This window comes from Amycolatopsis sp. (genome assembly GCF_036008905.1).
Taxonomy (GTDB): domain Bacteria; phylum Actinomycetota; class Actinomycetes; order Mycobacteriales; family Pseudonocardiaceae; genus Amycolatopsis.
The window spans coordinates 1-17,980 of sequence record NZ_DASYMU010000242.1 but is presented as its reverse complement, the minus strand read 5'-3'; the positions used below and the strand labels follow the sequence as shown (position 1 = coordinate 17,980).

Here is a 17,980-nt window from a genome sequence, read left to right as displayed (position 1 = left end):
TTTGGACGCCAGCGGGATCATCGCGGCCCTGATCCGGCGCGGTGAGACGGTGGCCACGGCGGAGTCGCTCACGGCAGGGTTGGTTTGCGCCACGTTGGCTGACGTGCCCGGGGCGAGCGCGGCGTTGCGCGGCGGGCTCGTCGTCTATGCCACGGACCTGAAGACCGAGCTGGCGGGCGTGGACCCGGCCCTGCTGGCCGAGCACGGCGCGGTGCATCCGGAAGTCGCCGCACAGCTCGCGGAGGGCGCCAGGGCCCGCTGCGGCGCCAACTGGGGCCTCGGGCTCACCGGTGTCGCCGGTCCCGACCCGCAGGACGGTGTGACGCCGGGCACAGTGCACGTCGGGCTTGCGGGTGACGGCGTCCGGGAAGTGCGCACTCTGCGTTTCGAAGGCGGCCGCGGGGCCGTTCGTCAATCGTCCGTACGGGCGGCGTTGGAGCTGCTCGGGGAACAACTCACTTGATCCACGCGTTCGCCCTTGGCGTACGGACGTGTCAATATCTGCGTTTCCCGGTCAGCTCTGGGTAACGTAGGCGGTATCAGTTCGGGAAGGGAGGCGCGTGATGACCGTGCTGTTGCGTGAGGCGATCGGTGATCGGCTCCGGCATGCCCGCACAAACCAACGCAGAACGTTGCGTGACATCTCCCGCGCCGCCAGGGTGAGCCTTGGCTACCTCTCCGAGGTGGAGCGCGGTCAGAAGGAGGCTTCCAGCGAGCTGCTGGCGTCGATTTGCGACGCCCTTGAGCTTCCGTTGGGTGAACTCCTGCATCACGTGGCGGCGGACGTGTCCGCACTCGACAACGTCGAGGTCGTACCGGTCGACGAACCTGTCGGCCGCGCGCCTCGGGAGCCCGGCAAGGGGGCCGGTGCGGCGAAGGCCACGTCCGGCAGCCGGCTCGAAGGGGGCACACTCGTGCCCAGCGTCATCGGTAACGACCTGGCTGACCTGCGGATTTCCCCACCGCCGCGGATGAGCCCGACGTTACGGACGACGATCGGACAGGCGAAGATGGCGTCCATCATCGCCGCTTAGACTCTTCAGTGAGGCGAACGACCCCGGGCCCAGGCCCGGGGTCGTTCGTTTATGTCGGATTTGTCACGACATCGGGAAACACAGGGTCATCCCTGATTTCCCCCGGGGTCGCCTGGAACGACGGACGCCAACCTGACACGATGGAACTCAACACCCGGGTCGGAACGTTCCTTCTGTATCGATGGCAACTCCGCAGTTCGGAGAGTGTCTAGATCCAGGGGGGAAGCGGACGCCCCACCAACGGGTATTCAAGCCAGTGGGACGCAAGAAGGCAGGCGGAGGAGATGGCCAACCCTTTCGTGAAGTTCTGGAAGTACATGATGGCGGCGTTCTCGTCGAAGATCGACGAGCATGCCGACCCGAAGGTACAGATCCAGCAGGCCATCGAGGAGGCGCAGCGCAATCACCAGGCGCTCTCCCAGCAGGCCGCATCGGTGATCGGTAACCAGCGTCAGCTGGAGATGAAGCTCAACCGCCAGCTCGGCGACGTCGAAAAGCTCCAGTCTTCGACTCGCCAGGCTCTCGTCCTCGCCGACGAAGCGCGCTCCAAGGGCGACGAAGAGAAGGCGACTCAGTTCGAGACCGCGGCGGAGAGCTTCGCCGCCCAGCTGGTCACGGCCGAGCAGAACATCGAGGACCTCAAGACGCTGCACGACCAGTCGTTGCAGGCCGCGGCGCAGGCGAAGACGGCCGTCGAGCGCAACGCGAGCATGCTGCAGCAGAAGCTGGCCGAGCGCACCAAACTGCTCTCGCAGCTGGAGCAGGCCAAGATGCAGGAGAAGGTCTCGGCCTCGCTCAACTCGATGTCCGAACTGTCGGCGCCCGGCAACACGCCGTCGCTCGACGAGGTCCGCGACAAGATCGAGAAGCGCTACACCACCGCGCTGGGTTCCGCCGAGCTCGCCCAGAACTCCGTTCAGGGGCGCATGCTCGAGGTCCAGCACTCGACCACGGAAATGGCGGGCCACTCGCGGCTCGAGCAGATCCGCGCGTCGATGAAGGGTGGCTCGGTCGCGCAGGTCACCGGCGGTTCCGGTGCGGTTGCCGACGCCGCGAAGTCCGCTGCCGCCGCGAAGTCGAACGCGGACGTGCAGAAGGAGATCCAGGCGCGAGTGCAGGCAGAGCAGCAGAAGAACTAGGCCCGACAGCCTGGTTCGTGAGTACGGGGGCGCCTGATGGCGGGTAAGCGGGATTTCAGCGAATTCAACGCCAAGTTGGAAAAGCACATCGAACGCTTGCCCGACTACGCGCAGCGCGCTCAGGAGAAGCTCCAGAAGTACCTGCCCCCGCAGGGGGAGGGCGCCAAGCCCTCCTCCTCGGGCCGGCCGGTCCCGCGTCCGCCGGTGGCGCCGCGGCGGCCGATGAAGATGAACATGTCGTCCGCGCTTTCGTCGGTGCCCATCCCGGTCGTCAACGAGGTGCGCACGAAGTGGGAAGCGTGGAACGACCCGTCGGCCAAGCACGAGCGGCGTAAGGTCCGGGCGTCCAGGGTGATGACCCTCTGGATCGTGCTGACAATCCTTTGTGGCCTCTACGCGGCTCTGGTGTTCACCGGCGCGCTCGGCGTTTTCGTGGCCGGTGCCCTCGTGCAGAAGGCGATCATGCCGGTGCTCGGCGTCGTGCTGTTCGGCACGCTGAGCGTGCGCTCCGGTGCGCGGCTGCACCAGCTGAAGAAGGTCGAGCTCCCAGCCAGCACCAAGCCGGTCCCGTTACCCGCCGCGAGTTCGGCGGCGCGTGAGCCGATGGAACGCCTCGCCGAGTCCGAAGCGACCCTGCGAGAGCTCCTCAAACAACTTTCCAGCCCGACCACGCTCGGGACCACCGCGATCCCCGAGGTCTCGGTGGCCGACGCCCGCGCGACGGCGGCCGAAGCCGCCGCCGCCCTGCGCGCCCTGGCCGAACGGATCGTGGCGATCGAACGCGCCCGCAACGCCTCACCGGCGTCGGAGCGCGTCGCACTGGACCAGGCCATCGCCACCCTGCGCGAGCAGCTCGACGACGGTATGCACGGCTTCGGCCTGCTCGTCGCCGCCGCCGGATACGCCGTCGGTGCCAGCAGCGGCGGCCTCAGCGCCTCGAAGCAGGCCCTCACCGACGCGACGGACCACCTCGCCGGTCTCGCCATGGCGCTGCGCGAACTCTCGTAGCCCTCCCTGGGGAATATGTCGACACATTCCCCGGGCTCGCTCGTAACTTTCTGAGTACGAACGGGCGCGAAACACTTACGTAACCCAAAAAGACTATTTGTCGACACGTGTGTCTTCTACTCTCTAAAGAGTGAATGCAGCTCTGTATACAAAGGTGGATACGTCCCGATCCCGTGCGTCACGGGTGTACTTGGAGCTGCGTGAAGAGGTGATGGGCGGGCTGGTAACCCCTCGGGTCCGGCTCGGGGAGGAAAAGCTCGCCCAGCGCTACGGCGTGTCCAGGACACCGGTGCGTGAAGCACTGGCCCGCCTGGCCACGGACGGCCTGATCGAGCGTCGCGACAACGGTTTCTACGTCACGACGCCCAACCTGGCCGAACTGAAGGATCTGTACGAGTTGAGGGTCACCCTCGAGTTGCGCGGCATCACCCGCGCGATCGAGGACCCGGCCATCCGGCACGACGCGCAGATCATCGCCGGCGAACTCGCCGAGTGGCAGAAACTCCGGGAGAACCCGCCCCCGGCCGACCCGCGCTTCGTCGTGATGGACGAGCGCTTCCACATCGCACTGTCGCGGGCGTCGGGCAATCCGGCGCTGACCGACGCGCTGGTCGCGGTGAACCAGAAGATCCGGCGGGTCCGGATGTACGACTTCCTCAGCGCGGACCGGATCCCATCGACCATCACCGATCACATCGAGATCCTCGAACTGGTGCGAGACGGTGAACTCGAACTGGCCTACCGCGCGCTCCACGAGCATGTCGGCGGATCGCTGACCGTGGTGCTCAGACGCGCCGAGCGCGCGTTGACCCAGATGGCCCTCCACAGCGGACTTTCTTGAAAGGTCTGGCCCCGCCTGAGAAAGGATCCCATCGTGACCGCACTCTCGCTCGAAGCCGAGTACGTTCCGCCCGCCCGCGTCAGCGCCGTGCGGCGCACGATCACCGCCTTCGACCTCATAGCCACGGTCGACCGGCCGGAGATCTGGATCACCCTCAGGTCCAAAGAGGACGTCCTGGTCGACGCAAAGGCCGTCGACGAACGCGTTCAGGCGGGCGAAATCCTGCCGCTGGCGGGTTTCCTGCTCGCCGTCAAAGACAACGTCGACGTCGCCGGATTGCCGACCACGGCCGGATGTCCCGCCTACTCCTATGAAGCCCACCGGAGCGCGGTCGCCGTCAGCAGGCTCGTCGACGCGGGCGCGGTCGTGCTCGGCAAGACGAACCTCGACCAGTTCGCGACCGGCCTCGTCGGCACGCGAAGTCCTTACGGCGCGGTGCGCAACGCGCTCGACGCCACCAAGGTCTCCGGTGGTTCGAGTGCCGGCTCGGCCGTCGCGGTGGCGCTCGAACTCGCCGACATCGCGATCGGCACGGACACGGCCGGTTCGGGCCGCGTGCCCGCCGCGTTCAACGGGATCGTCGGCCTGAAGCCGACTTTGGGCCTCGTGCCGAAGCTCGGCGTCGTGCCGGCGGCCCGCTCGTACGACTGCGTCACGATCTTGGCGCGCACTCTCACCACCGGGCAGCAGGCGCTGGCGGCGATGACCGGCGTCGAGGAAAGCGATCCGAGCTCCCGCGCGTGGCCCGCTTCGGTCCGGCTCAGCGCCGGTGAACACCCACGCCTCGCGATCCCGGACGAAGCCGGTCTCGCGTTGCTCTCCGACAACGCGCGGCGCTCGTTCACCGCCGCTGTCAACGCTTTGCGCTGTGCGGGCGTGCTCGTCGAGACCGTCGACATCGCGCCGCTGGTGAAGGTCGCCACGCTGCTCTACGACGGCGCTCTGGTGGCCGAGCGCTACGCGGCCGTCGGCGCTTTCCTCGAGAAGCACCAGGACGAAGCCGATCCCACCGTCGCCAAGATCATCCTCGCCGCCGCCGACATCCCGGCCCACGAGCTCGCCGCGGACCAGGAACGCTTGGCGGAAGCCAAAGTCGTCGCCGCGTCCCTCCTCAAAGGACACGACGCGCTGCTGCTGCCGACCGTGCCGGAGCATCCCAGCATCGAGCAGGTCCTCGCCGATCCGGTGGGGGTCAACAAAAAGCTCGGCGTGTACACGAACTTCGTCAACCTGCTGGACATGGCCGCCGTCGCCGTCCCCGCCGGGACCGCGGACGGCAGCCCGTTCGGCGTCACCGTGGTCACGCGGGCTTTCGACGACCAGGTCGCCATCGACCTGGCCGCGTTGCTCACCGGCGAACAGGAGGTTTCCCCTTATCCGCCAACGGGGATCGACCTCGTCGTGTTCGGTGCGCACCTGCGTGGCCAGCCGCTGAACAGCCAGCTCGTCGAGCTCGGCGGCCGGTTCACCGGGGATGTGCGGACCAGCGACGACTACCGCATGGTCGCGCTGAACACGACCCCGCCGAAACCCGGCATCGTGCGCGTCGCCGAAGACGGCGCGTCGCTGGTGGGGGAGCGCTGGACGATCTCGCCCGCCGGGCTCGGGCAGTTCCTCGCGAACCTGCCCGCGCCGATGTCGCTCGGCTCGATCACCCTCGACGACGAAACCCAGGTCGTCGGCTTCCACTGCGACCCGGTCGCCGCCGCCGACGCCACGGACATCACGAAGTACGGCAGCTGGCGGGCCTACCTCCGCCACCGCAGCACAGCAGGCCGCCGCACGGTCTCCTAGCGCCCAGCCGTGTGGGTGGCTCGTGAGTGGCTACGAGTGTTAGAACACTTGTTGCCACTCACGAGCCACCCACCCAGCCGCGCTTCCGCCCGCTGCCCTCAGGGCTCAGTGGGCGGCCAGGCCTCGGGTGATCCGGCGGACCAGACCGGGGCCGGAGAGCGCGAAGCCGGTGTAGAGCTGGACAAGGCTCGCACCGGCGTCGAGCATGCGCTGTGCGTCGTCCGGGCCGAGGATGCCGCCGACACCGATGATCGGCAGCTCGCCGTCGGTCTGCTTGTGCACGAACCGGACGACCTCGAGCGCCCGCCCGGTCAACGGCCGCCCGGACAGCCCGCCCGCCTCCTCGCCGACACGCACGTCGGCGGGGGCGAGACCGTTCCTGGACAACGTCGTGTTGGTCGCGATGAGCCCGGAGACGTCCTGCTCCTCGCAGACTTCGAGGAGCTCGGCGAGCGCGTCGTCGGTCAGGTCGGGGGCGACTTTGACGAGCAGCGGTGCCGGCCGTTCGCCCTGGGCCAGTGTTTTGGCGGTGGTCTGCAGCTCGGACAGGAGCTCGGTCAGCGCCGAGCGGTCCTGGAGCGCGCGCAGGCCGGGGGTGTTCGGCGAGCTGACGTTGATGGCGAAGTAGTCCGCATACGGGTACAGCGCCTTGAGCGAGATCTGGTAGTCGGCGACGGCGTCTTCCAGCGCCGCGGCCTTCGACTTGCCGATGCTGATGCCGAGCGGGACGTCCGGCTTGCCGGTGGTCTTGAGCCGTTCGGCCAGCGCCGCGGCGCCGGCGTTGTTGAAGCCCATCCGGTTGACGATCGCCGTGCTCTCGCCGAGGGTGAACAGCCGCGGCTTCGGGTTGCCGGGCTGCGGCAGCCCGGTCACCGTGCCGACCTCGACGAAACCGAACCCCAGCGCGGGCCACGCGTGCAACGCGCGCCCGTTCTTGTCCATCCCCGCGGCGAGCCCGACGGGGTTGGGGAACCGCAGCCCGAGCACCGTCGTCGGCGCGTCGGTGCCGTAGACGCGGCGCAGTGCTTTCAACACCGGTGGCAGCGCGCTGACCCGGCTCAACGCCGTCAGGGTGCGCTCGTGCACCACTTCGGGGTCGTTCTTGCCGAGCCGGTACATCGCGGGGCGGACGATCTTGTCGAAGAACACCGCACCATGCTGCCTCACGCCCCCGAGCGCCCTAGCTGCGGACCTTCCACTCGTCTTCGAGCATGGCGAAGACGAGCTCGTCGGCCCATTCGCCTTTGACCATCTCGTTCTCGCGGAGGTGGGCTTCCTTGCGCATGCCGAGGCGTTCCATCAGGCTCGCCGACGCGGTGTTCCGGCCGTCGCAGCGGCCGATGATCCGGTGCAGGCCGAGGTCCTCGAAGCCGAGCCGGAGCATTTCTGTCGCGGCTTCGGCCGCGTAGCCTTGGCCGTGGAAGTCGGGGTGGAAGATGAAGCCGATCTCTCCGCTGCGGTGTTCGCTGCTGAGGTAGTCGAGGTTCAGGTCGCCGATCAGCTGCCCGGTCTCGGCGAGTTCGACCGCGACCGCGATGAACTGGCCTTCCTTCTGCAGCTCGGCACTGTGCACCCGTTTGGCGAGCGCGGCGGCGGATTCCGCGCGGCTGCGCGGGCCCCAGTACAGGTAGCGCGCGACGTCGGCGCGGGACTGGAACGAGTTCAACGCGTCGAGGTCATCCGAGCGGAACGCGCGAAGACGCAGGCGTTCGGTGGTGATCGGGTAGTCCGGACGGAGCATGTTCTCCACGCTAGTGGGCCAAGCGGCCCAATGGGGTGGTTTTTCACTGATGGAGAGATTCGCGAATAGTAAAAACCCCCGATGCGACTCCTGGACGGCTTTCGCCGCCCAGGCCCAGGACGGACCGGTTCCCGGGAGCATCGAGGGCCTGGTGACTGCCTGGTATTCACCGGCAGGCCACCCACGCGACGCAGGCTATGAGCCGAAGGTGGCTCAGTTGTGCTGCTCAAAGTCCAATCGCGCGATGTCCGCTAGCGGACAGTCACCTCACGAGTCCTGTAGTTATACAACTTTGGACCACCTCCTCTCTCGTGTACTTCCAAGCTAGGCGACCGAAGCGGTGGCGTGCAACGTTATTTACTCGATCAAGAGGGTGGCCTGTTCGCGCTTGGCGAACGTCACTCCGCCGGAGCCGGACCAGACTGGCATTTCGGGCAGAACCACGTCGGACGGCGCTGGACGTCGTGACCTTGATTACGCACCAGAACCCTTCCGCCGCAGCGGAAGCAGCCCTGCCGGGTGCGCTCGTAGACCCAGTTCCCCCGGCCGCGGCCGGGGTCGCCCGTGGTGATCTGCTCGTGCCGCCAGGCGTTGGCGAGCAGCAGTTTGCGCCCCAGCGCGACGACCTTGCCGGGGTCGACCTCGGAGACCGGCGTCCACGGCGAAACCCTGAGCAGGGCACAGATCTCGACCTTGTACAAGTTCCCGAGACCCGCCATGATCCGCTGGTCGAGCAGCGCCAGCCCGAGCTCGCGACCAGGCTCAGCGGCCAGCGCCGCGGCCGCCCGTCGCGCGTGCTCGTCCGTCCACTGTGGATCCAGTAGATCCGGCCCGAGATGTGCGACGAGCCTGTCCTCTTCGCCGGTGGGCACGAGTTTCAGGTCGTGTAACCGGAATCCGACCGCCTGGACGTCTTCGGCGGCGAGGATCACGCGGGCGTGGTGGGCCGGGAAACCCCATTTCGCGCCCGCCGCGTAGATCCGCCAGGTGCCGTCCATCTTCAGGTGGCTGTGCAGGCTCAGGTCGCCGGCGAAGTGCGTGAAGATGTGCTTCCCGACCGTGCGCACGCCGAGCACGTCCCGGCCCGCGAGGTCCACTGTGGCCAGTGCGGGATGGCGGAACTCGCCCCGGGTCAACGTCTTCCCGGCGATCGCCCGGCCGAGCATCTTCCCGGCGAGGAATACCGTGTCGCCCTCGGGCATTACGTCTTCTGGGAGGCGTTCGGCAGCACGTCGTGGAGGGTGCCCGAGGCCTGCTCCGGCTCGTCGGGCTCGTTCACCCGGTGCCGCCCGGCGCGGTTGGACCGCAGGATCTTGGCGAGCACCATGTTGAAGGTCAGCGCGATCTCCTGGGCGCCCGGCGAGTTCCACTCGTGGATCGGGCTGCACGCGCCCTGCGCCTGCTGGATCGCCAGCCTGTCCGGGATGCCGGTGGGCATGACGAGCGAGCCGAACGACTCACGCAACTCCGCGACACGGAACTGGTGCTCGTAGGACCGCGGCCGCAGCTTGTTCACGATCACGCCGAGCGGGCGGAGACCGGGGTTGTGCTCGTCGCGGATCTTCTCGATCGCTTCGAGCGCGCGCTGGGCACCGGCGACGGCGTACATCGTCGGCTCGGTGACGATCAGCGCGCTGTCGGCCGCGACGAGCGCGGACTTGGTCAGCCTGCCGAGCGACGGCGGGCAGTCGAGGATCGCCAGTTCGTACGGTTCACCACGCAGGGGGAGCCGGTGGAGCTCGTCGAGCGCCCGCGACAGGTTTTCGAGGCGGCGTCCGTCGGGGCCGGGTTCGTTGAGCGCTTCGAGCTCTTCTGAGCCGACGAGGACGTCGATGTCGTCGCTCCAGACGCTGGCCGCGATGGCGCGCTCCAGAACCGCGCGATGCGGCGTCTCGAGGACGTCGACGAGCGAGGCGTCGGTGTACGGCGGGTCCAGGGTCGAGGTCGCGTTGCCCTGCGGATCGAGGTCGGCCACCAAAGTGCGGGTTCCCCTACGCAGAGCAGCGGACGCGATACCTAGAGCAACCGTGGTTTTACCGACGCCACCTTTGAGGCTGAGTACGGCGACCGTGTGCACTCGATACAGCCTACGGGCTCCCGGAGGTGATGTTGCCCAGCAAGGTGTCGAAGGACGCAGCCAGCTCCCGGGCACCCGCCGTCCGCAGCTGGTGCAGGGGCACGCACGCGCCTTGGGCCTGCTGCACCGCCACTCGATCGGGGAAAACCGGGTCGAGCACCAGTGAGCCGAATGTCTCCTTCAGCTCGGCCACCCGGAAGTCGTGCTCCGTCGACCGCGGCTTGACCCGGTTGACGACCACGCCGAGTGTCCTGAGCTGGGTGTTGTGCTCGACCCGTTCCGCTTCGACGGCCTCCGCGGCCCGCTGCACGCCCGAAACGGCGAACAGGGACGGCTCGGTGACGAGCAGCGCGCCGCCGGCCGCGACGAGCGCGGAGCGGGTCAGCCGTCCGAGTGACGGCGGGCAGTCCAGCAGGACGAGTTCGTAGGGCTCGTGCAGCTCGGCCAGTGCGCTGGCCAGGCGGTTCAGCCGCCGCGAACCTGGGTCCGGGTCGTTGAACGCCTCGGCTTCTTCCGCGCCGACAAGCACGTCGACGCCGTCGCCCCAGGCGCTTTTGGCTATCGCCGCCTCGAGCACGGACCGCCGGGGCGAGCCCAGGACGTCGGCCACGGTGGAGCTGGTCGCACCCGGGTCGAGCGCTGCCGTCGCGTTGCATTGGGGGTCGAGATCGACGACGAGTGTCCGCATCCCGCGGGCCAGCGCCGCCGACGCGAGACCGAGCGCGACGCTGGTCTTGCCGACACCGCCTTTGAGACTGAGTACCGCCACGGTATGCACGGTGATCAGCCTAAAGCAGGCGGGCACTACCCTCACGCTTATGAAAACGGACACCGTCGCGGCGCGCGGATCGGGAACGGTACGGCGAGTGCTCGAAGCCGAGCTTCGTGCCGCCCGGGCGCGGGGCGCCGAGCAGCCCAGCGTCGTCGATGTGGGCGGCGGCAGCGGCGGCTGGGCGGTGCCGTTCGCTTCGGCGGGCTGCCTCGTCACCGTCGTGGAGCCCAACCCGAACGCGCTCGCCACGCTGAAGCGCCGCGCCGAGGAGGAGGGCGTCTCCCACCGCATCACCGTGGTGGCGGACGATTCCGACGCACTGGGCGCGCATGTCGCGCCGGGCTCGGCGGACCTCGTGCTCGCGCACGGCCTGCTCGAAGTCGTCGACGATCCGGCGTTGGTGGTGGCCGCGTTGGCCACCGCCGTGGCCCCTGGCGGCGCGGTGTCGCTGCTTGTCGCCAACCGGCACGCCGCGGTTCTCCAGCGCGCGCTCGCCGGGCGGCTTTCCGAGGCACGGCAGCTGCTCGCCAGCGCCGATGGCGTCCTGCCGGGCGGCCGGGACACGGTGTTGCGCCGCTTCGACCTCGACGCGCTCAGTGGCCTGATCGCGGCCGTGGGCCTCGATGTCGCGCTCCTACAGGGTGATGGCGTCGTCTCCGACTCCATGGGTTCCGGGGCGCGGGAGGACGAGCTCACCGAGTTCGAACAGCTCGCCGCGACGATCTCGCCGCTGCGCGACATCGCCAGCCGTCTGCACGCCCTGGGCCGCCGCCCTTCCTGACCAGCGGAAACGTGCTGGCAAGCCGGTCGGGTGGTCTCCCAGCGAAGCACTCTCTCGCCAAAAGTGCCGGGGCTCGCTCCTCCGCGACGCCACTTCAAGCCCGGAATTGTCGGTCCCCGTGGTTAGGGTTGGGCCACTATGGGTGGCCGTAACTCCGACCTCCCCGGTGAGATGGCCCGTTTCCGGGTCACCACCGGGGCCACGACCATGCCCGACGACACCGGCTGCGGGATCCTGCACGTCGACATGGACGCGTTCTTCGCCGCGGTCGAGCTGCGGACGCGCCCGGAGCTGGTGGACAAGCCGGTGGTGGTCGCCGGTGACGGGCCCCGTTCGGTGGTCGCGGCCGCCAACTATCCGGCGCGGAAGTTCGGGGTGCGCTCGGCGATGCCGTTCAGCACGGCGAAGCGGTTGTGCCCGCAGCTGATCAACATTCCGCCCACTCCGGGGCTCTACGGCGAGGTGTCGCGCGGAGTCATGGCGATTTTCCAGGAATTCACCCCTTTGGTGGAACCTCTGAGTTTGGACGAAGCCTTCCTCGACGTTCAGGGCGCGCTGCGGCGGCTGAACACCACCCCCGCGCGCATCGGCGCGGAGATCCGGCGGCGGGTCACCGCGGAGCACGGGCTCAACTGCTCGGTCGGTGTGGCGGAGGTGAAGTTCGTCGCCAAGCTCGCGTCGGGCATGGCGAAGCCCGACGCGATGGTCGTCGTGCCCGTCAAGGAGAAGCTCGCCTTCCTGCGTCCGCTGCCCGTTTCGGCGCTCTGGGGCGTCGGCAAGCGCACCGAGGAGCACCTGCACCAGCTCGGCCTCGACACGGTGGCCGCGGTGGCCGACGCCCCGCTGCCGAGGTTGCGCCGGGCGATCGGCAACGCCGCCGCGGAGCATCTGCACGCACTGGCGAACGGCCACGACGAGCGCACGGTGGTGCCGGAGTCGGCGGAGAAGTCGATCGGCGCTGAGCGCACATTCGACGTCGACCAGCATGATCGTGGCGTTCTGGAGCTGGAGCTGCTGCGGTTGTCCGAGCGGGTGGCGGGCAGTCTGCGGTCGCGCGGCCTGCGGGGCAGGACGGTGTCGATCAAGGTCCGGTTCGCGGACTTCAAGACCATCACGAGGGCCCGCACGGTCCCTTCGGGCACCGACGTCGCCCGTGAGATCCACGGCACCGCCGTCGAGCTCCTGACCGAGCACGCGCCTTCGGGGGCGATCCGCCTGATCGGAGTCCGCGTCGAGGGACTGGACGACGGTGAGGGCGGGATCCAGCTCAGTTTCGAGTCGGCCGAGCCACGCTGGCGGGACGCCGAGGTGGCCGCCGACGTCGCCCGGTCCAAGTTCGGGGCGGCCGCGGTGCGCCCGGCGTCCCTGATTTCCCGTCACGAAGGGTGATCTTCGTCCCGCGAAAGTGCTTCCGGAGGCCTCGGAAGGGCCTCGGAACGGCGGTTCCGGGGGAATGTTCGAAATCAATCTCGCACTTGATGCGGGATCGGGTAGTCGTCCGCGCGTAGTGCTCGTATCCTAGACAGTGACGCCCCGCCTGGGGGTGTCTGTTGGGTCCACGACGTTGCGCGGCCCGGCGCCCGCGACAGCATGTGCCGGAGGAGGAAAGATGCCACTCTCCGAGCATGAGCAGCGGCTGCTCGATCAGATCGAGCGCGAGCTCTATGCCGAGGACCCCAAGTTCGCATCCACCGTGCGAGGTACCAGATTGCGGCGCCCCGCCCGACGTCGGCGAATGCAGGGCATAGCCCTGTTCGTCGTCGGGGTTGCGTTGCTGGTTCTCGGTGTCGTGGTGCCGTTCCGGGTTGCCGAGATCCCGCTCGTGAGCGTGCTCGGGTTCCTGGTCATGTTCTTTGGGGTCATGCTTGCGGTCACGTCCATTCGGCATCAGGCCGAGGCCGAAGGCAAGGACGGCGGGTCGGATTCGCGCGGCGGCGGCAAGCAGCCACCGGGGCGCAGTTCCTTCACGCAGCGGATGGAAGAACGTTTCCGTCAGCGCTTCGAAGATCAGTAGGTACTGAAAGCCTTCAAGACGAGCGACGTCCAGGTCCCGCGCTGGCGGGAGGTGGACGTCGCTCGTCTTTCTGGTGCGCTGGGGCAGGTACCCAGATCGCGCGCATGCGAGCGCAGCCTGCACTCACGCGTGCATGGATTGCACGTGCGTGTGCGCAGGCTGCACTCGGGCTGGAGCGGTTTAGGGCTTAGGTTTGCGGCGTAGCAGGGACTTGGGGAAGAGCCGGCCGCGCCAGGACATGGGGGCGTTGCGGCGCAGGCTTTGGCGGAGGTCGTCGAAGGCGGGCTCGAGGGTCGGGTCGTCGGCGGGGCCGGAGCTGTACCAGGACTTCTCGACCACGCCGATGACGGTGCGGAGGCCGTCGCGGCCCTCGTCGTCGAGGTGGTGCCGGTGGGCCAGCTTCTGCCCGGCGACCCGCACCGTGTCACTGGTGGGGATCGGCAGGCCGCGGTCCGCGCACTCGTCCATGAGCTCGCGCCAGGCCGCGTCGGCCGCACCCGATGAGTGGGCCGTGATCGCCTGCAGCCGCCGTCGCCGGATGAAGTCCCGGACCACGTACGGCGCCCCGACCACGACCAGCACGAACAAGATGACCAGGGCGAACCACCAGGACACCCACGCCGCCAGGAAGCCGATCGTCGCCGTCCACAGCACCACCGCCACCAGCGGCAGCCAGTTCAGCACCGTCGGAGTGAGCAACGCGTTCTGTGGCGAGGGCGAGGAGCCGCTCTCGGCCGGCGTGGAACCCGGTGGCGCGGACTTCGGGTTCTTGGTGCGCAGGAACCGGTTGGCCCAGAACACCAGACCCGTGGCCAGCAGGGCGAACAGGCCGAAGAGCGCGGCGGCCAGGCCTTCCCACGTCGAGTCGTCGGGCTTGTTCTGGTCCTGCCCCAGTACGGCCCCGGAATCGGTGGTCGTCGGGACACCGGTCGGCGGGGCGGACGATGCCGACTGGCTCGGGATCTTCTCGTCGGCGGAGTTCGAGTCGGTGCTCGGTGCGCCGTCGGCCCGCAGGTAGGACGGGATGTAGCCGCGGCCGTCGGTCAGCGGGGTCGGGTCGAAGTTCACCCAGCCCTGGTCACCGAAGTACACCTCGACCCAGGCGTGCGCGTCCTTCGACATGATCGCCTGGTAGTCGGCCGTCGGGATGCCCGGCGTGAAGCCGATCGCCACCCGGGCCGGGATGCCGATGGCCCGCAGCATCACGGCCATCGCGGAGGCGAACTGCTCGCAAAACCCGCGTTTGCCGTTGAGGATGAAGTCGGCCAGCGCGTCCGCGTCACTGGCGGGAGCCGTCTTCGTGTCGTAGACGAACCCGTTCTGCGCGGTGAAGAACTGCCACAGCGCGGTCGCCCGGTCGAAGTTGTTGGTCTTGTTCGCGGTGACCTGCTGGGCCAGCGCGACGATCCGCGGGTCGACCCGCTCGACGCTCGCGTAGTTGGGCGGGACGTCGTTGGGGTTCGGGTCCGACTCGCGCAGCTCCGCCTTGGTGGGTTCCCGCAGCGACGTGGATTCGGTGTACGGCGCCGCGCTCTGCTTGGTCAGCGTGAACACCGAGCCGGAGGTCCGGTCGTAGAGCCAGTTGTCACCGATGCCGCGGAAGCTGCGCGGGGAGCCGAAGACCGGCAGCCAGTTGTCGACCCAGTTGGTCGGCTCGATCTGGATCTGCTTGGACTGGCCGCGGCCGTCGTCACCGGGCGCCGCCGGGAGCGTGCGGTTCGCCATGACACCGGGAGGCATCCGGCCGCCGTTGCCGATTCCCCAGCCCTGGTTGGGGTAGTAGGTGTCGAGGGTGAACGCTCGCAGCAGGTGCTTCTCGGTGCCGAGACCCCGGACCTTGAACAGCTCGACGTTCGTGCCCTGGTCCAGCAGGCCGCGGAGCTGGGTGAACGGCTCGACGCCGAACCCGCCGCTCCCGGCGCCCTTGCCGGGGCCGTTGCCGCCCGGCAGGCTGCCGACCGTGCCGACGCCTGTCACGGCCACGCCGGTGAAGAGCCCGAGCACCAGCGCGACGGCCACCACGGCGACCGGGGAGGACACCGCGCTCGGCGAGCCGCCGAGACCGGGGGCGTCCCTGGTGCGCCAGCGGCGGTGGCGGTGGTTGCCGTCGATGGCGAGCAGCCCGGCGAACGCGCCCGCGCCCAGCAGGAACGTCCACCACGGCAGCATTTCGTCGGACAGCGACGCGGGCACCGCGTACACACACAGCAGCACCAGGCCGGTGGCCGCGGGCGCGGCGGCCGACACGGCGAGCGCGTCGACGAGCACCGCGACCAGCCCGATCGCCATCGTGACCAGGCACAGGATCGGGGGAGTGGAGTCGACCGGCGGCAGGCCGGTGCGGATCTGCTCCCCGGCGGCGGCCAGCACGTCGCCCATCTCGGAGAACGCGGCGGGGCCGGGGAAGATCTTGAGGATGCCCGTGGTGGTGAACGAACCCACGATCAGGAAGAGCAGGACGAGCAGCTGGGCGAGCCCGACGAGGATCGTCGGCGTGCGCAGCGACCGCAGCGCGAGTCCGGTACAGGCGACCAGCACGACGGCCACGAAGATGTAGCCGAACCAGGCGGCGCCGGTGACCACCCCGGTCAGCGACGTCGCCGCGCAGAGGGTCGCGACTCCGGCGGTGACCGGCGCGAGCACGGAACTGCCCCACGCCGTCGGCGGCCGGACGGGCCGTTCCTTCGGCGTGTGCAACGGGGGCGATGCCGGGGCGGGCCTGGGTTTGTCATGTGTTCGATTTGTGGCAGTTTTCGACACCGTGCTCACAGTGCGCCCCCGATCAGCGTTCCGCGGCGGGCGGCGGTGTGGCACAGCTCGGCCCAGATCTGCGGCATCGGTGTGGCCGGGTCGGCCACCACGACTCCCCAGCCCGCGGCGCGCAGCAGCGCGATGGACTCTTCGGTGGCGGCGGCCCGGTGGCCGGGCGCGTTGATCGCGCCGGCCCAGGTCGGGGTGTCGAGCAGCACGGCGAGACTGCGGATACCGCGCGGCCGGTACTGCGCCAGCTCGTGCACGGCTTCGTTGCTGACCGTGCCGAGGATGGCGATGAGTTCCTGGCCGCCCGCCGGGTCACTGCCGAGCGTGATGTCACGCTGATGCGCGGGCTGCAGTGCGGCCAGCGCGTCGAGCACGATGTTGTCGTAGTGCTCCGCGCCTTCGCCGGGGGTGTCGGTCAGCGTCTGGCCGTGTTCGGTGACCAGCCGCACGCGGTGGCCGGAGCGGCGCAGGTGCAGACAGACCGAGGCCGCGAACGACACCGCCCACTCCAGGCTCGACGCGGGCCCGGCGCCGTGATGGGCCGCCGCGCGGTGGTCGAGCAGTACCGTCGTGCCGCCGCGCCACGGGCGTTCTTCGACCCGGACCATGATCTCGTCCCGGCGTGCGGTGGAGCGCCAGTGCACCTTGCGCAGGTCGTCGCCCTGCCGGTACTGGCGGACGATGACGTCGGCCTCGCCCTGGCCGGCGTGCAACCGGATGCTGCCGTCGTCGCCGGCGCCGATCCCGGCCCCGCTCGGCAGGCCCCACAGGCCGACCACGCGAGGGACGACGACCAGCCGCGAGTGCCCGATGAGCTCACGCTCGAACTCGCACAGCCCGAACGGGTCGGTGATGGTCGCGCGCAGCGGCCCGACCTGCTGGATGCCGCGGAGCACCGGCTGGATCGGATACCGCAGCCCGACCGTCCTGTCGTGCGGGAGGCGTTCCACCACGAACCGCGGCCGCGCGCCGAGCGCGTACGGCACGCCGTCCTCCAGCAGCACCTCACCGGCGGGAAGCCGGCCGCTGCGCCAGAGGTCGAGCTGGACCTCGCCGTACGACCCGACCGAGACCCGTTCGGGCAGCAGCTTCCGGCTCGCGCCGATGCTGAGCCGCGACGCCGAGATGAACGCCGCGACCAGCAGGGGGAGCGCGACCACGAAGACCGCGACCCGCAGCAGGTCACGTTCGTTGAGCACCACCGAACAGACCGCGGCCGCCACGCCCGCGGCGAGGAGACAGCGGCCGCGTGTGGTCAGGCCGGAGAGTGCGCGCAGCATTTTCCTTCTTTACCGGTGGGGCTGACCGTTGGACTGTGCGTTGCCGCCCTGGGGGACCGGCACGCGGTGCAGCACCGAGCGGACGACGTCGGTCGCCGAACGGCGGGCGGCGTGCGCTTCGGTGGTGAGCACGAGCCGGTGCGCGAGCACGGGCACCGCGACCGAGTGGAGGTCGTCCGGGACGACGAAGTCGCGTCCCGACAGGGCGGCCTGCGCGCGGGCGGCCCGGACCAGCTGCAGCGTGGCGCGAGGGGACGCGCCGAGCCGGATCTCGGGGACCTGGCGGGTCGCCGCGGTCAGTTCGACGGCGTACCGGCGGACCTCGGGTGACATGTGCACGGTCCGCACGGTCTGGATCAGCCGGTGCACGGTGTCCGCGTCGGAAACCGGGCCCAGGTCGTTCATCGGGTTGTGGCCCGCGTGCTCGTCGACCATCGCCAGCTCGGCCTGCAGATCGGGGTAGCCGATCGACACGCGTGCGGTGAACCTGTCCCGCTGGGCCTCGGGCAGCGCGTAGGTGCCCTCCATCTCGACCGGGTTCTGGGTTGCCACAACGGTGAACGGGGAGGACAGCCGGTGCGTGACGCCGTCGACGGAGACCTGGTGCTCCTCCATGCACTCGAGCAGCGCCGACTGCGTCTTGGGGCTCGCGCGGTTGATCTCGTCGGCGAGCACGATGTTCGCGAAGATCGGGCCCGGGTGGAACTCGAACTCGGCGCCGCCCTGGTTGTAGATGCTC

Annotated in this window: 17 protein-coding genes; 9 read left to right on the top strand and 8 right to left on the bottom strand. The window is 69.2% G+C overall.

Annotation, left to right across the window (positions count from 1 at the left end; genetic code table 11):
• The first annotated feature begins 1 nt into the window (after window position 1).
• From VGP60_RS38785 to atzF, 6 genes are all read left to right on the top strand, one after another.
• Window positions 2-463, top strand: coding sequence for a CinA family protein (locus tag VGP60_RS38785; protein ID WP_327553205.1), 462 nt, complete (start codon window positions 2-4; stop codon window positions 461-463).
• 100 nt (window positions 464-563) lie between these two features.
• On the top strand, window positions 564-1,034 hold the full coding sequence (locus VGP60_RS38780; protein ID WP_327553204.1) for a helix-turn-helix transcriptional regulator: 471 nt from the start codon (window positions 564-566) through the stop codon (window positions 1,032-1,034).
• A gap of 284 nt (window positions 1,035-1,318) precedes the next feature.
• Window positions 1,319-2,173, top strand: coding sequence for a PspA/IM30 family protein (locus VGP60_RS38775; protein WP_327553203.1), 855 nt, complete (start codon window positions 1,319-1,321; stop codon window positions 2,171-2,173).
• A gap of 36 nt (window positions 2,174-2,209) precedes the next feature.
• Window positions 2,210-3,181 carry a phage shock envelope stress response protein PspM gene (gene pspM / locus VGP60_RS38770; RefSeq protein ID WP_327553202.1) on the top strand — a complete coding sequence of 324 codons (972 nt, stop codon included), beginning with the start codon at window positions 2,210-2,212 and terminating at the stop codon, window positions 3,179-3,181.
• A gap of 154 nt (window positions 3,182-3,335) precedes the next feature.
• Window positions 3,336-4,022: a GntR family transcriptional regulator gene (locus VGP60_RS38765; RefSeq protein ID WP_327553201.1), complete on the top strand. Its 687-nt coding sequence runs from the start codon at window positions 3,336-3,338 to the stop codon at window positions 4,020-4,022.
• Window positions 4,023-4,055: 33 nt separating this feature from the next.
• Window positions 4,056-5,816 (top strand): allophanate hydrolase, encoded by a 1,761-nt coding sequence (atzF, locus tag VGP60_RS38760; RefSeq protein ID WP_414640474.1) that lies wholly within the window; start codon window positions 4,056-4,058, stop codon window positions 5,814-5,816.
• A gap of 105 nt (window positions 5,817-5,921) precedes the next feature.
• Here the strand turns inward: atzF and VGP60_RS38755 are convergent, their stop codons facing one another.
• From VGP60_RS38755 to VGP60_RS38735, 5 genes are all read right to left on the bottom strand, one after another.
• A complete protein-coding gene (locus VGP60_RS38755; RefSeq protein ID WP_327553221.1) occupies window positions 5,922-6,965 on the bottom strand; it encodes a quinone-dependent dihydroorotate dehydrogenase in 1,044 nt (347 codons plus the stop codon).
• Window positions 6,966-6,996: 31 nt separating this feature from the next.
• Window positions 6,997-7,557 (bottom strand): GNAT family protein, encoded by a 561-nt coding sequence (locus tag VGP60_RS38750; protein WP_327553200.1) that lies wholly within the window; start codon window positions 7,555-7,557, stop codon window positions 6,997-6,999.
• Window positions 7,558-7,955: 398 nt separating this feature from the next.
• Entirely contained in the window at window positions 7,956-8,759 is an 804-nt protein-coding gene (locus VGP60_RS38745) for a DNA-formamidopyrimidine glycosylase family protein (RefSeq protein ID WP_327553199.1), read from the bottom strand.
• Window positions 8,759-9,634 (bottom strand): ParA family protein, encoded by an 876-nt coding sequence (locus VGP60_RS38740; RefSeq protein WP_327553198.1) that lies wholly within the window; start codon window positions 9,632-9,634, stop codon window positions 8,759-8,761. Before VGP60_RS38740 ends, VGP60_RS38745 begins: the two co-directional genes overlap by 1 nt.
• Before the next feature lie 10 nt (window positions 9,635-9,644).
• Window positions 9,645-10,412 carry a ParA family protein gene (locus tag VGP60_RS38735; RefSeq protein ID WP_327553197.1) on the bottom strand — a complete coding sequence of 256 codons (768 nt, stop codon included), beginning with the start codon at window positions 10,410-10,412 and terminating at the stop codon, window positions 9,645-9,647.
• A gap of 40 nt (window positions 10,413-10,452) precedes the next feature.
• Here VGP60_RS38735 and VGP60_RS38730 point away from each other — a divergent pair, with 40 nt between their 5' ends.
• The 3 genes from VGP60_RS38730 (at window position 10,453) to VGP60_RS38720 (ending at window position 13,201) form a co-directional block, all read left to right on the top strand.
• Window positions 10,453-11,187 (top strand): methyltransferase domain-containing protein, encoded by a 735-nt coding sequence (locus VGP60_RS38730; RefSeq protein ID WP_327553196.1) that lies wholly within the window; start codon window positions 10,453-10,455, stop codon window positions 11,185-11,187.
• 171 nt (window positions 11,188-11,358) lie between these two features.
• Complete coding sequence (gene dinB, locus VGP60_RS38725; RefSeq protein ID WP_327553220.1) at window positions 11,359-12,576, top strand: DNA polymerase IV; 1,218 nt, start codon at window positions 11,359-11,361, stop codon at window positions 12,574-12,576.
• A gap of 220 nt (window positions 12,577-12,796) precedes the next feature.
• A complete protein-coding gene (locus VGP60_RS38720; RefSeq protein ID WP_327553195.1) occupies window positions 12,797-13,201 on the top strand; it encodes a DUF3040 domain-containing protein in 405 nt (134 codons plus the stop codon).
• 180 nt (window positions 13,202-13,381) lie between these two features.
• Here the strand turns inward: VGP60_RS38720 and VGP60_RS38715 are convergent, their stop codons facing one another.
• The 3 genes from VGP60_RS38715 to VGP60_RS38705 form a co-directional block, all read right to left on the bottom strand.
• Window positions 13,382-15,898, bottom strand: a complete 2,517-nt coding sequence (locus VGP60_RS38715; protein WP_327553194.1) for a DUF3488 and transglutaminase-like domain-containing protein — start codon at window positions 15,896-15,898, stop codon at window positions 13,382-13,384.
• 68 nt (window positions 15,899-15,966) lie between these two features.
• Entirely contained in the window at window positions 15,967-17,241 is a 1,275-nt protein-coding gene (locus VGP60_RS38710; protein WP_327553193.1) for a DUF58 domain-containing protein, read from the bottom strand.
• Between the two features lie 9 nt (window positions 17,242-17,250).
• Window positions 17,251-17,980, bottom strand: a 730-nt coding sequence (locus VGP60_RS38705) for a MoxR family ATPase (protein WP_327553192.1), incomplete at its 5' end; no start/stop codon positions are given.